This is a genomic window from Labrys sp. F242, from assembly GCF_057813875.1.
Genome location: NZ_JBVASG010000003.1, coordinates 201,314 through 214,119 on the forward strand (window position 1 = coordinate 201,314; position 12,806 = coordinate 214,119).

At 53.7% G+C, this 12,806-nt stretch carries 13 protein-coding genes; 5 read left to right on the forward strand and 8 right to left on the reverse strand.

Annotated features, from left to right (window positions below):
- The 5 genes from ACZYTC_RS20640 (at nt 1) to ACZYTC_RS20660 (ending at nt 4,643) form a co-directional block, all read left to right on the forward strand.
- Complete coding sequence (locus ACZYTC_RS20640; protein ID WP_488990429.1) at nt 1-627, forward strand: hypothetical protein; 627 nt, start codon at nt 1-3, stop codon at nt 625-627.
- A gap of 110 nt (nt 628-737) precedes the next feature.
- A complete protein-coding gene (locus ACZYTC_RS20645) occupies nt 738-2,213 on the forward strand; it encodes a glycosyltransferase (protein WP_488990430.1) in 1,476 nt (491 codons plus the stop codon).
- Nucleotides 2,214-2,230: 17 nt separating this feature from the next.
- Nucleotides 2,231-2,602: a hypothetical protein gene (locus ACZYTC_RS20650; protein WP_488990431.1), complete on the forward strand. Its 372-nt coding sequence runs from the start codon at nt 2,231-2,233 to the stop codon at nt 2,600-2,602.
- Nucleotides 2,603-2,673: 71 nt separating this feature from the next.
- Nucleotides 2,674-3,492, forward strand: coding sequence for an FkbM family methyltransferase (locus ACZYTC_RS20655; protein WP_488990432.1), 819 nt, complete (start codon nt 2,674-2,676; stop codon nt 3,490-3,492).
- Nucleotides 3,493-3,575: 83 nt separating this feature from the next.
- The gene (locus tag ACZYTC_RS20660; RefSeq protein ID WP_488990433.1) at nt 3,576-4,643 is read left to right on the forward strand and encodes a hypothetical protein; all 1,068 of its coding nucleotides are present in this window, start codon (nt 3,576-3,578) and stop codon (nt 4,641-4,643) included.
- 134 nt (nt 4,644-4,777) lie between these two features.
- On the opposite strand, the gene ACZYTC_RS20665 is transcribed toward ACZYTC_RS20660, so the two are convergent.
- The 8 genes from ACZYTC_RS20665 to ACZYTC_RS20700 all read right to left on the reverse strand — a co-directional run bounded on the left by ACZYTC_RS20665 (nt 4,778) and on the right by ACZYTC_RS20700 (nt 12,783).
- Nucleotides 4,778-5,518 (reverse strand): ABC transporter ATP-binding protein, encoded by a 741-nt coding sequence (locus tag ACZYTC_RS20665; RefSeq protein WP_488990434.1) that lies wholly within the window; start codon nt 5,516-5,518, stop codon nt 4,778-4,780.
- A complete protein-coding gene (locus ACZYTC_RS20670; protein WP_488990435.1) occupies nt 5,515-6,702 on the reverse strand; it encodes a KpsE/RkpR family capsule polysaccharide export protein in 1,188 nt (395 codons plus the stop codon). The genes ACZYTC_RS20665 and ACZYTC_RS20670 overlap by 4 nt, the downstream gene beginning before the upstream one ends.
- Nucleotides 6,703-6,755: 53 nt before the next feature.
- Nucleotides 6,756-7,562: an ABC transporter permease gene (locus tag ACZYTC_RS20675; RefSeq protein ID WP_488990436.1), complete on the reverse strand. Its 807-nt coding sequence runs from the start codon at nt 7,560-7,562 to the stop codon at nt 6,756-6,758.
- Complete coding sequence (locus ACZYTC_RS20680) at nt 7,559-8,719, reverse strand: KpsE/RkpR family capsule polysaccharide export protein (RefSeq protein ID WP_488990437.1); 1,161 nt, start codon at nt 8,717-8,719, stop codon at nt 7,559-7,561. Before ACZYTC_RS20680 ends, ACZYTC_RS20675 begins: the two co-directional genes overlap by 4 nt.
- Before the next feature lie 209 nt (nt 8,720-8,928).
- Nucleotides 8,929-10,242, reverse strand: a complete 1,314-nt coding sequence (locus ACZYTC_RS20685; RefSeq protein ID WP_488990438.1) for a glycosyltransferase family 4 protein — start codon at nt 10,240-10,242, stop codon at nt 8,929-8,931.
- A gap of 41 nt (nt 10,243-10,283) precedes the next feature.
- The gene (locus ACZYTC_RS20690; RefSeq protein ID WP_488990439.1) at nt 10,284-10,637 is read right to left on the reverse strand and encodes a hypothetical protein; all 354 of its coding nucleotides are present in this window, start codon (nt 10,635-10,637) and stop codon (nt 10,284-10,286) included.
- A 594-nt stretch (nt 10,638-11,231) separates the two neighbouring features.
- Nucleotides 11,232-11,840: an NAD(P)-dependent oxidoreductase gene (locus ACZYTC_RS20695; protein WP_488990440.1), complete on the reverse strand. Its 609-nt coding sequence runs from the start codon at nt 11,838-11,840 to the stop codon at nt 11,232-11,234.
- Between the two features lie 46 nt (nt 11,841-11,886).
- Nucleotides 11,887-12,783: an MBL fold metallo-hydrolase gene (locus ACZYTC_RS20700; RefSeq protein WP_488990441.1), complete on the reverse strand. Its 897-nt coding sequence runs from the start codon at nt 12,781-12,783 to the stop codon at nt 11,887-11,889.
- Between the last annotated feature and the right edge of the window lie 23 nt (nt 12,784-12,806).

Here is a 12,806-nt window from a genome sequence, read left to right on the forward strand (position 1 = left end):
ATGACAATGAAAATTAATGACAGGAAGACTTCCTTGGAGTTACGATTTACGGAAGTATATGAAAATAATGCTTGGGGGGATCTCGAGTCTAAGTCTGGAGCAGGCTCCAGATTGGATTCTCCTAGTGTAGCGGAATCACTAAAAGCACTTCAATTAATAATTAAAGAATATAATATTAAATCAATTAACGATATACCGTGCGGAGATTTTAATTGGATTGGAGATATAATAGAAAATCATAATATAGATTATCTAGGATTTGATATAGTTAAAAACATAGTAATTGACAATACATTTAAATACAAAAATTATAAATTTTGTCAGCTCGATATCACGCAGCAGGTCCCCCCTAGGGCGGATTTGATATTCTGTAAGGATTTATTGAATCACTTATCTTACGATGACATATATATGTCTATATCGAATATGAAAGCAACGAAGTCTAAATTTTTTCTCTCAAGTAACAATTTTAATTATATCGACAACGTAGATTTGGTTCTGGAGCATTCCGGCGCGTCTCGTTATTTGGATTTGATGCTACCGCCTTTCAATTTTCCAAGTCCGAGTTGGAGAAGTTCCTATCTTGGTCTGTGGGATCTAAACGATATTCCTAATTTTTTGACGTGAAGCGCACGTTGTTAGGCAATTGATCTGGTAAACCCTTAAGAGCATTCTCAAAAATCAAAGAGATTTCAATAATTTAGAATGTTTGTTCCGCAAGCAAAGAGTTCGGCCACATGTCAAAGAATATACTTCTTATCTCTGATAGTTTAGGGACGCCAATACATGCAAGAGGTATATTTAATTTTACCTATGGTGTCGTCCAAATCCTGAAGAAACTCGGTCATCGTGTGACGTTACTCATCGAGCCGCCGCAAATGGGACTTTTATCTTCCAATGGAAAAGTGCAGCGGCAGATCAACCATCTTGGCACGAGAAGAGCTTATCTTGCTGATGCAATGCGCCACTTCGAGGGGGATAGATTCCGCTTCGACTGGCACTATTCGGATCCGAGTGAACAGCGCCTCGCGGATGAACGTCCTCATTTGATGGATTTTCGTCTGGGGATCGCGGATGCTGAAAATGCTCGGAATCAATTTCTATTCCCAATCGAACCTGGCGAACTGTCGGAGTATGCTCCTTCGCCCTATTCTGATCATTTGCGGATATTCGATGGTATTCTGACGCACAAGGCCGTGTATTCCGAGTCATTTCGCCGTGGGTACCAGAATTTGCGGCCAGTGGCGATCGATGCATCTGGGTTTGACCATATCATTGTTGACACTCCACACTACATCCAGGTTGCAGGAGTGGATTCTAGAAATATATCATACGTCATTCATGACCTAATTCCATTTTACGAAATTTCAATGGGCTTTGATTGGCGTAAATTGTTTGCTCATAAGATGGAGTGCACGATGTCCGTCGGAAGAAACGTCATCTACAACTCCGAAACGACGGGGAAATACTTTAAGAGAATTTATGGAAATGAGGCCGTTGACCGCGAAGTAACGATCTATCCTCCAATTCGTGAGGAGGTCAAGCAGGCGGCTTCGTTCGGCGATAGAGGCGTTCCGTCCAACTATGTCAGAGCCATACGTCGAAACAAGGCGAGGGAGCAGAAACAGTGGATGATGGATATCTTCAAGCGCACTCCTTCCTCGCAGACAAGAAGAAAGCTTTTCCCGCTACCCGTATGGAATGGGGATTTGCCTTTCTTTTGCAGCATCCTCTCGGACGAACCGAGAAAGAACGTTGCGGCGCTTGTTGAAGCCTCCAAATTTTTTGTTGGCAAAGTAAATTTCATTGTCATGGGTCAGATTGACGGCCATCGCTACATGGAGCGTAGGCCCGGAAATTTTCCCAATCTGCATTTTACCGGCTATGTCTCGGACGCTCAGAAATTCGATCTGTTGAGATCCTGTGAGGGTTTCATTTTCCCGAGCTTGAACGAAGGCTTCGGGATTCCAATCGTTGAGGCAGCTGCTTTCGGGGCACCTATCATTTGCACGGATTTGGAGGTCTTTCGCGAGATCACCTACGATCAAGCCTATTATTTCGATGCCAACAAGAAAGGAGATCTTGTACGAGTCCTCGAACAATTCAGAACGGACTCCGGCAGCAAACAGCGAGGACTGGCACTTAAGGAACTCGTCAACGGGGCGTTCAATCAGGATGTCATGGCGGAACGCCTGTCGACGTTGTTGGCCTAAGGGAGTGTACGGGTTCCATGACAACCGTTAATGCAAATGACTGCGAGCGGAAACTGCTCGATACCTTGATCACTAATTTCCCGCATAAGATCGATCTGGATTATTTCGAGCTTAGTGGCATCTCACCGACACAGGCGGTGTGGGGTGATGACGAGGTGGAGGCGGCTAAGCATCTCATGTCGTCGCTAAGTTCGATGAGGGCACAAAATCTTTTGGATGCCGATCTCTTCCTTGATGGCGAGTGGCATTATCTATGGAATGTGTGCCTGCGCGCGGATGCCTATGAAGCATTCAGGAAGCGTTTGCCTGAATTCGTGTCGGACCCGATGATAGAGTTTCGAGATCTTTTGAGCTCCATTCTCCAGGATATGAAGTTTTCGGATCGATAGAGCAGTTCCTTTCGCTCTAAATAACTGGTTCCGATACGACGTGGATTTAAAGCTTAGATCTGAGGTAAAAAATGCCGGTATCATTCGCGCAGGCTCTGGAAGATGTTCTTCTTTTTCGTGCGCTGGGTACGATTGAAGCTGGTTTTTACATTGACGTCGGTGCTAACGATCCTATCACCGATTCTGTGACTAGAATGTTCTATGATCTCGGTTGGTCGGGTATTAATATTGAGGCAGCTCCCTTTTGGCATGGGAAGCTGGTTAAGGATCGTCCTAGAGACATCAACTTAAATGTCGCGGCTTCGGACCAATCTGGAACGCTTACGTTCCATGAGATTGAAGATAGTGGGCTGTCTACATCCAGTGCAGACTTTGCGGCTCGACATACGGCTAGCGGATTTCGGCGACGTTCTTATGAGGTCCAAGCCGATACTCTCAAGGCGATTTGCGAAGCCCATGTTGCCGGTCCGATTCATTTCCTCAAAATTGACGTGGAAGGTGCCGAGGAGGCCGTCATTCGAGGGGCGGACTTCAAGAATTTTCGGCCATGGATCATATTGGTAGAAGCGACGGAACCGTTGTCCAATGTGCAGACGCACGGTTCCTGGGATCCCCTTCTTACTGCCGCGAATTACGAATTTATGATTTTTGATGGGCTTAATCGGTTCTATGTCGCTCGAGAGCACCCGGAATTAAAGCCTTTTTTCTGTGCCAAGGCGGATGATTATGAGCGCATCACGGCTGTCTGGACCCGGGGGCATTGGGAGAATGTCGCGAGGGAACGTGAAATTGAATTAGTCCGGCTTGGCAATGAGCTAGCGGAGCTGAAGGAAAAGTTCGAAAGAACCAAGGAATCTATACGACGCTTGGTTGATATGGAGGAGGGTTAAGTTTTTTGATATTTCGTATAATTTTATATTTTCGATGACGCGCAAATTTATACCTGAATAGATGACGAAGACAGGAATACAATTTGCTGATAACGGTCCTCGGGGTCCCATCATCATTGTCACAACACGCTATTCACGCGATTCAGCTGATCGCTCGCACGGCGCTTGGTAGTGTCGACTTACTGCACTTTACCACAATCGAGCAGTTGCAGGAGCAATGGACCTTACGTCAAAGCGATCATGTGATTCTTCATACCGACAACCCAGACGCACGGATAGCCAGTTTGCTTGCGGCGAATGCCAAGCAGATCATCCTTGTAAGTGAAGACCCGGTCTTAGCGGCGCTGTATCTTCGGGATAGCGCGATTGTACAGTTGGAATTTGCGATCCGTGCGGTTTCGTCGATCTTTGCCTCGCTTCACGACGTCATCCTTCAGTGTCCAAAACTGCTGACGCTCTCTCCCGGCAACTGCACGACGCCTGCATCGCTAGTCGCGCATGTGCTGAGCTTCCTTGATCTCCAGTTAACTGACGAACAAACCGGTGAAGTTTTGCATGCGCTGGGCTATCGAAACGGAAATTGGTGGTCCAGCGAAATAAATCGGGATGAGGACGCGGGTTATGTGTTGAACAAGGATGATCAGGCGCTCCTGCAGTCACTCATACCCTACCGGGCGATACTTCGTATGAAACCGGCCGAGCGATTCAGCTGGCCTAGGGAGCTATTCTTCGGTACCGACCGTGTCGGGGCACCCATCAGCGCACCCTTCGAGGAGGTGATCGAATTGGTTGGCCCCGCGCGCGTATTGTGTTACGGGCCTTACTTTCATCTTCCGCCGGGAGACTGGATATTAAATTCAAGCTTTGAGGTAAATGACAATTATTCCGGTAATGAACTCTTGATTGAGATCTTGGCGGGGCACGAAACCTTGGTTCACAGGCCGGCTTTGCTTCCGGCGCAAGGGAATTATTTTTTTGAGGTCCCGTTTACGGTTACTGAGCCGCGAAATCGGATCGAGTTTCGATTGTGGACAAGGCAAGGAGCTATTGAGGGCACCCTTGCTTTGAAGAAAATAGAGGTGTCGAGGAACGTCGATTGGAAGACACAGCCGTGGTCAGGTCCCGTATCATCGAAAGCCGGGTCACTCTGAATTTTGAGGGAACGATGTGTAAAGGATCGAGATTTTCTAGCGGCGCGCTGCTTTCAGCCTGACGGCATCACTTGGGGGCGGATATCAGAACCGAATATGCAATGAGATGATATTTTGTGCCGATCCATTTGGCTTTAGAGGCTGGAGTAGATACTCAGAGCCAGCTCCAGATCATCAAATACGCGACCACGACCTCCCTTGAGAACGAGCGCACTTCGACAGAAGTTGCGGATGATTTCGACATCGTGGCTGACGATGACCATGGCGCAATGGGCGCGTTGCACGAAGAGGGCATCGTAGCATTTGCGATGGAAACGCTGGTCGCCGACAGAGAGTACCTCGTCGATCAGAATGCACTCAAAGTCGATCGCCAGGGTGAGGGCGAAGGAGAGTCGCATCCGCATGCCGGAAGAGTAGTTCATGACCGGGATATAGAGCTGCCGTCCAAGCTCGGCGAAGTCATCCACGAAAGCGATCACGTCATCCAGAGGACGCCGGTAGATGCGCGCGATGAAGCGGATATTGTCCATGCCGGTCATATGACCTTCGAGCCCCCCAGAAAAACCGAGCGGCCAGGACATGAACAGGCTTCGTTCGATCGAGCCGGTGGTGGGAGGTTCCACACCGCCGATGATCTTCACCAGCGTGGATTTGCCGGCGCCATTGCGGCCCAGTACGGCGATCTTCTCGCCCACCTGCACGTCGAAGCTGATGCCGTCGAGCACACGACGATGCCCGATCGGTGTTTCATAAACCTTGGTAACTGAATCGAGACGAATGCAGCGTCTATGCTCCGGTGAACTCGGAACCGCTTGTTGACTGACTTCGGGGCGCGGCAAAGCTGGGGGGGCATCGCTCTTCAGCTCCAATGTCATGGACGGTGCTCCCTGATAAGGGTGATCGCGAAGCGCGAGACTGCGTAGGCCGCGAAGTTCAGTACCGCGATTAGCAATAGCAGGATCAGCCGGCGCGGATATTCAGCGGTACTAGCCAAATTGGGCTCAGAAATGCGCACCAGATAGACATGGGGGGTTTCCGCCTCTTGGCGAGCTTTGAGTAGATTGGTTGTAGCCGCTTCCAATGTTCGTGCAGCCAGCGCTCGCTCCAGGGTTAGGCGTTCGTAGCCGGCGATTGCATCCGACATTGCCCCTGTCCCACCGACCACTTCTCGGCGGAGTTTCTCGATCTCCGAGCGATAAGAGAAGATCTTCTGGCTCAGGGGAGCGATGCCGGGGCTGTTGGGAGAAAGAGACCTTTGCTGCTCCAAAGAGGCCTGCAACTGGGTAATGGCTGTAGTCATCTTCGCGATCGAATCGAGAGCGGCGGTCGATTCTGTGGTGGGGTCGACCAGCTTTGCCTCATTGCGATATCGCGTTAGCTTGGCTTCGACCGCAGCCACGCCATCCTGTGCCTTGGCAACGATCTGCTCGGCATAATCTACGCGATCGGCATAGGCTCTCTTGTTGAGTTTATTGATGAACTCCTCGGCATGCTCGATCACAGCCAGAGCGACATTGCGTGCATCTTCGGCTCTATACGCATAGACACGCACCGAAATGATCCCCGTGCTTTCGTCGATAGTGGTGGAAACCCAATCCCGGAAGTGCTTGTAGAAACTCTCGAAATTGTCTTTCTGCATAAAGTTGGGAAAGCGACTGAGGAAATCGCCTTCCGGCCGGGCATACACATCCTTGAGGCCGTCCCGTGCGGCAAGCGATTGGGCCATGTCGCGCGACCGCATGAAGGCGTAGACCGCCTGCGTTTCTTCGTTCGAGCGGGAGAACCCCTGCGTATTTATGATCGTACTGAGGTTGTTTTCAGCCGGGGTGCGCACCATTACTTCTGTCTCCGAAGCAAATTGGTTGGAGGCGAAGACGAAGAAATAGAGTCCGGCAAGCAAGGTGGGCAATACGAAAGCGATCCAGAACAGCGAGCGGCTGCGGGCGCTGTCTTTCATTTTTCCGGGTGCTTCGTGAACGATGAGATCCCCTGACGGTGTCAGAGGGATCATTTCGATTGGTGCCAGATCTTGGAGCTTATCCGCTTGTTTTTGCTGCAAGTGCCAAGTCTTTCTATGTCGCCCTAGGAGAGAAGCACGTCAATCTGCCCGTCTCAGTTATGGGTTATAAATTTTTGAGCATAGACCACGAGGGGGATGCCGATGGATGTCAGTATGGCACAGACGATGGTTAGAAAATAAGGATCGTAGTAGGTCACGATGTCCTCTGGAAACGCTCCGGCACGAAACATTTCGACCGATGTCGCGATTGGCGAGTAGATAAGGACGGCTTGGGCTTTCTGGGGCAACCAATCGATCATCGCGAAAACACCGGTCAACGGTAAGGTGACATAGAGAAGAGGGCCGATGAACTTCTCAACGGGCTCAAACATCTCAGTAAGGGCAGCGAGAATCAGGCCGACCCCGACACAGAACCAGGCTAGGAACAGCCAACCTCCGATCATCAGGAGCGTGTCTCGCGGGGGCAGGATCACGCCGAAGATCACGAGAGGGACATAAGCGCAGATGAAGGCCGCGAAGATGCCTATTGTCTCAAGGAAGAAAACAGCGATCAGGACGTCGAAAGGTTTGATATTGGCATGAAACAACAGCGCCGATCGTTGTCGTATCACGCGAGCCGAACGTCCTGCGATGTGCCGCCACAGCGTCAGCGGGCAATAGCCGGTCAGAACGAACAGCACCAGGCCTATGGCCTCGGTGTGGGAATGGTTGGTCGCATACCACATCAGCGCGACCATGGCCGCAAGCGACAGCGGTTCGATCATGATCCAGAAGAAGCCGAGATTCTCGTGGCCGTATTTCGCATTGCCCTCTCGGATCATCAGAGCGGCGATGATGCGCGATTGCAGGCGAAGGGAACGCCAGAGCGAAGGCGCGGGAGTCGGTCCGATGTCGCTCATTGCGCTTTCTCTTTGGCTCCGACGCTCAGGATCCAGATGACGGCGTAACTCATGAGGGCCGTCATGAGCACCGTGATGATCAAGCGAAGGCGGCGGGGCTCGGTTGGCTCGTCGGGAAGATTGGGCTGAGCGATCTTCTCGATATAGATCTGTTGCCGGCGGGCTTCCGAACGCACGCTCTCGAGCGACAAGGTCGCGGCTGCGAGGCTTTTGTCGGCCAGGTCACGATTCAGCGTAAGGGTCTCATAGGTCGATACCTTGGCGGCGAGGGACCCGTCATTGCCGGCGAGCTTGCCACGTTCGGTTTCTATGCGGCCCTTCAGGGCTTCGACACGCGCCTGCAAAACCGAAATCTGTGGCGTCGACGGTGAGGTCTGCTGGAGTTGTTGAATCTGGGCCTGAGCCTGCACGAGGTCCCTGGTCAAGGTCGTGATCGTGTCCAGTGCCGATGTCGACGACTTGGTGGGGTCGACCAGCGTCGCCGCGTTACGGAACTGCGTGAGCTGCATCTGTGCGTCCAGAACACGCTGCTCCGCGCGCTGGACTTCTTCTTCGGCGCTCCGGGTCGCGTCCGCCTGGGCCCGTTCGTTGAGGCGATTGACGAGGCGCTCGGCCAGGGCCAGCACCTGTGACGTGATGCGTTGTGCATCCTCCGCTCGAAAGGCTTCCGCGTGGACGGTGCTGATGCCGCGCGTCGTGTCCTGAATGACTTTCACGCGCCAGGCATAATGCGCGTAGAGACCCTCGAAGCTGTCAGTTTCCCAAAACCGCGGAAACCTCGAGAACATGTCGGCCTGGGGATCGGAGAATATCGCCTTGATGTCGATATCGGATTGCAGTTGCTTCACCGCATCCCGGGACAAGATGTAGCTTTGGACGATGTTCGTATCGTCGACGGTTCTGGCAATGCCAAATGTCTTGAACAGGGCGTCGAAGCCGGTAAGCCGGCTCGATGAGAGGCCTCTGACCACGAACTCGGCTTCCGATACATAACGGGGTGTAACCCAGAGACCGTAGTAGGTGACAGCGGCCAGGGTCGGCGCGATCACGACCGCCAGCCAGAGCAGGCGCTTGCGCACATAATCGCGAACGAGGCCATGCGAGGGCTTGGCTCTTTGTCGTGCGCCGGGAGGAGGAAGGGCGGCCGTATGAGACAAGGTCGTATCTTGCTTTGCTTACGAGAGGACAAGACGCCTGAATGAGCACAGGCAATGCAGAGAGCCTATATCGGCAAATCGTGAAGGCCTATGGATCCGGCGGCGAAAATCACTCACCGCATTGAATGCATTCATTGTGACCGGTGTGTGTTCGTCCTGCCGCAACGGACTGCGTCGATTTTCTGAAAAGCACGCAGGGCGCCCGTCGATCATAGCAACGCTCCATACACTTCTGCGACGCGCTTGCTGTAATTCTCCATCGAAAAGTGCCGAACGCGTTCCTTTCCCTTGCTGATAAGATCCGATCGAAGATCCCGATCATTATCCAGTGCTGCAATGGCGCTCGCCATTTCTTCAAGGTCGTAGGGATTGACCAACAGAGCCGCGTTCCCCGCGACCTCGGGCAGGGACGATATATTGGATGTCATGACGGGCGCGCCGAGCATCATCGCTTCCAGAACCGGGAGGCCAAATCCCTCGTAGAGCGACGGAAACAGTACTGCCTTTGCGCCCTGGATCAGGGCCGTGAGGTGGCTGAGCGGCAGATGCCCGAACCGCCGCACTTTCCGTTCGTGTATGATCTGGTTCTGGGTGATCCGCCAGCTTGAGAAGCTTTCATTGTTGATCTGCCTCAGTTCCGTCCTGTAGTTCCAGCCAAGCCCGCCGGCTATGACCAGCGGAGCGGATACGCCGGAGGCAACATAGGCGTCTATCAGTCGCGAGACATTCTTCTTGGGCTCAAGCGCACCAAAAAACAAAAAATATCCACCTCGTTCTAGAGAAAAAGAATTTTGAAGTAATTTTTCAATACTGTTTTGAGATTTATTAATTAAATTCTCAGGTATTTCGATTGATTGATAGGTTACACTTATTTTGGACTCGGGTATTCCAATTATTGATATAATATCTTTCTTGGATGTTTCCGAGATGGTGACAATGTGATCTGCTTTTCGGCATATCTCTTTCATTGAATTGAAATAATACTTTTTGTTGTCAAGAGTGGCGTTCGGCAATTTCAACGGCACCAGATCATGTATCGTGTAGATATTCACGGCGCCGGGGACTCTGACTGGAACCGGATGGGTGGCGTGAAAGAGGTGGGGAGCGGATGCCAGTTTCAGGGTCGCAAGCGTGCCATAGCGTGAAAAATGACGCCGGGCGGCCAGGGTGAATTGATGGGCTGCGAACACGCGGGCGAACGGTTCCAGCATGGGATCCTGTTTCAGGATCAGGCCTGACTGGGGCACCGCGTCCGCCCGAATGCCAAATGGCTTGCCAAAAAGGGTCTCGAAGGGCGTACGGATATATTTTTCCTTCCAGCCTCGCCTCTTCTTGCCTTCGTGAAAGGATATCTCGGTGAGGATCGGATCGCCCTGCTGAAGACGAGTGAGCGATTGGAAAAGCGCCTCCGTCTCATAGCCGAGTGTATTCGCGATTCGTGCGAGGTTCGATGCATAGGTCTTTATGCCCGTTCCGCTCGTTAGTGCCAGATTGAAGCACTCAATTAGGATTCGCTGGGGCAAAGGGCATCCAATCTGTCACTGATTCCAGAATTTAGAACCGCTTACGCTAGGTTTTTATTTTCTGAAAGAGCCGTGAAGTTCACGAGCATCCTTTCTATCAGATTCATGGCAGAATGATGCCGTTCATTTATCTGAATGATATTTCGTTCATTACTAATATACCTCAACGGAAGTAAAAAATTACCACTTCGCCCGCAGAGAGGTATTTGACGGTGGTTGGTGCGTGTGATGAGCAGCTTGTTGTTGGATTCATAGCCGCTCGGGATTCGGCCGTTCCTCGTCGCAGCGACAATTCCTTTAGATTCAGCCAGTGATCGCGTCTTGGTCGCCCCTCCGATGCCGATGATCGAATTCGCCGCCGGCTGATCTTTTTGCAGACGGCAGGTGGGCAGCATGCCGTTTGTTGATCTCAAATGCGGGACAACGGAGGCCGGCTTTGACGTGAGAGCGGCGATAGCAGCGGTGAGCGCTTGCCCGGCTGGAGGCAACCCTGCGGGAGGAAGCAGCCCGGATTGGCCCGGTCGGGATGGTCACCGCAGTCATCGACCAGCCATGACGGGTCGTTCGGTGCGGATCACTATGGCTTGGTCGCGGGTGATGCTGCACGATGCGCAACGCTGTATGTCAACGTGGCTCCGGCCGACTTCATGGTGGGGTGCGCCTAACGATCGATTGTGGCCAACCGCATGACATGCGCATGCCATTGGCGTGGGAGCAGGTTGTCGACGAGATCATAGCGATCTTGGTAGCCATCTCAAATGAGCGGCACCGGCTGTCGAGAGAGATGCTAGAATGTGTTGGGGCGGCTTCGGCCGCCGCCAGGATCTTGCGGACCCTGGCGCCGACCTATGAGCAACTGCTCGCGGCGCTAAAGCAAAGCGCGATCTCTCCGAAGCGAACTTTGCTCTAACTCTTTGTTTTAACGTATTGTCTCAATCGAAAAGTCTGTCAGTTTTTCTGGAAAATACCCGGGACAAGGCCGTCGCGGATCAATAGCCGACGGTGAAGCGCGCCCGGCTGTGGGCAGGCTTTTCGATCTCGTCGGCCAGGGCGACGGCATAGTCCTCAAAGGAGATGCTGCTGCCCTTGTCGTTGGTCAGGAGCTGGTCGCCACCCAGACGGAACTTGCCGGTGCGCTCGCCCGGCACGAACAGGGCCGAGGGGGACAGGAAGGTCCAGTCGAGATCCTTCTCAGCCCGCAGGATGGCGAGGAACTCGGCGCCCTTGGTCGCTTCTTCCTTGTAGATGGCCGGGAATTCGGGCGTCGATACCAGGCTGACGCCGGGGGCGACTTCCAGGCTGCCGGCGCCGCCCACCACGAGATAGCGCTTCACGCCCGAGGCGCGCACGGCCTCGATCAAAGCGTGGGGATCGCTGGTGGAAAAATGCACGCTCGAAACAACCGCATCATAGCCCGCGAGCAGGGCGGCAAGACCCGCCTTGTCGTGCACGTCGCCCTTGCGGGCCGTGACCTTGGGATTGGCAGGAACCTTTTCGGGGTGGCGGACGATGGCGGTGACCTCATGGCCACGGCTGACGAGTTCGGCGAGGATACGCGAGCCGGCATTGCCGGTGGCGCCGATCAGGGCGATCTTCATCTGGCTTTCCTTTCGGTTGGGAAAATTTTGGCGGGAAGGGAGGCGATCAGCCCCATTTCATCTCGCCCTTGACGACCTTGGCGCTTAGATCGAGCGAATCGAGGCCGCCGAGCTTGGGGTAGAGCGCCTTCATCGCCTCGATCAAGGCCGCGCTGTCCTTGGCCTTCTCGGCCTCGCGGTTGAAGGCGGCGATATAGTCGCGGGTGAATTTGACGGCAGCGAGGCCTTCTGGAGCGCCTTCGGCGTGGTGGGCCGGCGCCACGATCTGGGGCTTGCGGGCAGCAATGGCATCGAGCGCCCGGATCCAGGCCTGCCGGGACGCGGCGTCGGCGTTGTCGGCCAGCCAGACATGGCCGCCGGCGCTGACCAGCACGCCGCCGAACACGGCCTTGATGTCGGGCACCCACAGATAGCGCCGGTCATGCATGTCGGGCACCTCGACGATCTCGATGCGATGGCCCTCGAGGTCGAGCGCCGTGAGGTCCGATGGCGTGGGGATCACCACCTCGGCCAGGCTGCGCGGGCCGTTGTCGCCGAGCTTGGGTCCCCAGACCTCGAGCTTGCCCTGGACGCTCGCCTTGATCGAGGCGACCGTCACCGGCTTGGCGATCACCTTGGCGGCAGGGAAGGCCTCCACCACCGGACGCAGCGAGAAATAATAATCGGGATCCGGGCAGCTCACATAGATGGTCGTCAGCATCTTGCCGCTCGCCTTGATGGCCTGCGCCAGCTTGCGACCATCCGAGAGGGTAAAGCCGCCGTCGAGCAGGATGGCTTCTTTCCGGCCCGTCAGCAGCACCGGCATGCGGGAAAAGCCGGTTTCGTCGGCCTGGAAGGCGCGCCAGGCGAGCTTGCCGCCGGTGGCGTTTGCCGAGGAGAGCGGCAAGAGGGTGCTGGCGCCGAAGGCGGCGGCGAGCTTGATTGTGTCGCGTCTGCTGATCACGGGTCTGGTCTTTCCGATCGATG

Excerpts from the sequence above, each read along its gene's own strand:
- ACZYTC_RS20665 (WP_488990434.1), bottom strand. The coding sequence starts at position 5,518 with ATGACATTGGAGCTGAAGAGCGATGCCCCCCCAGCTTTGCCGCGCCCC.
- ACZYTC_RS20675 (WP_488990436.1), bottom strand. The coding sequence starts at position 7,562 with ATGAGCGACATCGGACCGACTCCCGCGCCTTCGCTCTGGCGTTCCCTT.
- ACZYTC_RS20690 (WP_488990439.1), bottom strand. The coding sequence starts at position 10,637 with ATGCTGCCCACCTGCCGTCTGCAAAAAGATCAGCCGGCGGCGAATTCG.
- ACZYTC_RS20640 (WP_488990429.1), top strand. The coding sequence starts at position 1 with ATGACAATGAAAATTAATGACAGGAAGACTTCCTTGGAGTTACGATTT.
- ACZYTC_RS20695 (WP_488990440.1), bottom strand. The coding sequence starts at position 11,840 with ATGAAGATCGCCCTGATCGGCGCCACCGGCAATGCCGGCTCGCGTATC.
- ACZYTC_RS20650 (WP_488990431.1), top strand. The coding sequence starts at position 2,231 with ATGACAACCGTTAATGCAAATGACTGCGAGCGGAAACTGCTCGATACC.
- ACZYTC_RS20655 (WP_488990432.1), top strand. The coding sequence starts at position 2,674 with ATGCCGGTATCATTCGCGCAGGCTCTGGAAGATGTTCTTCTTTTTCGT.
- ACZYTC_RS20645 (WP_488990430.1), top strand. The coding sequence starts at position 738 with ATGTCAAAGAATATACTTCTTATCTCTGATAGTTTAGGGACGCCAATA.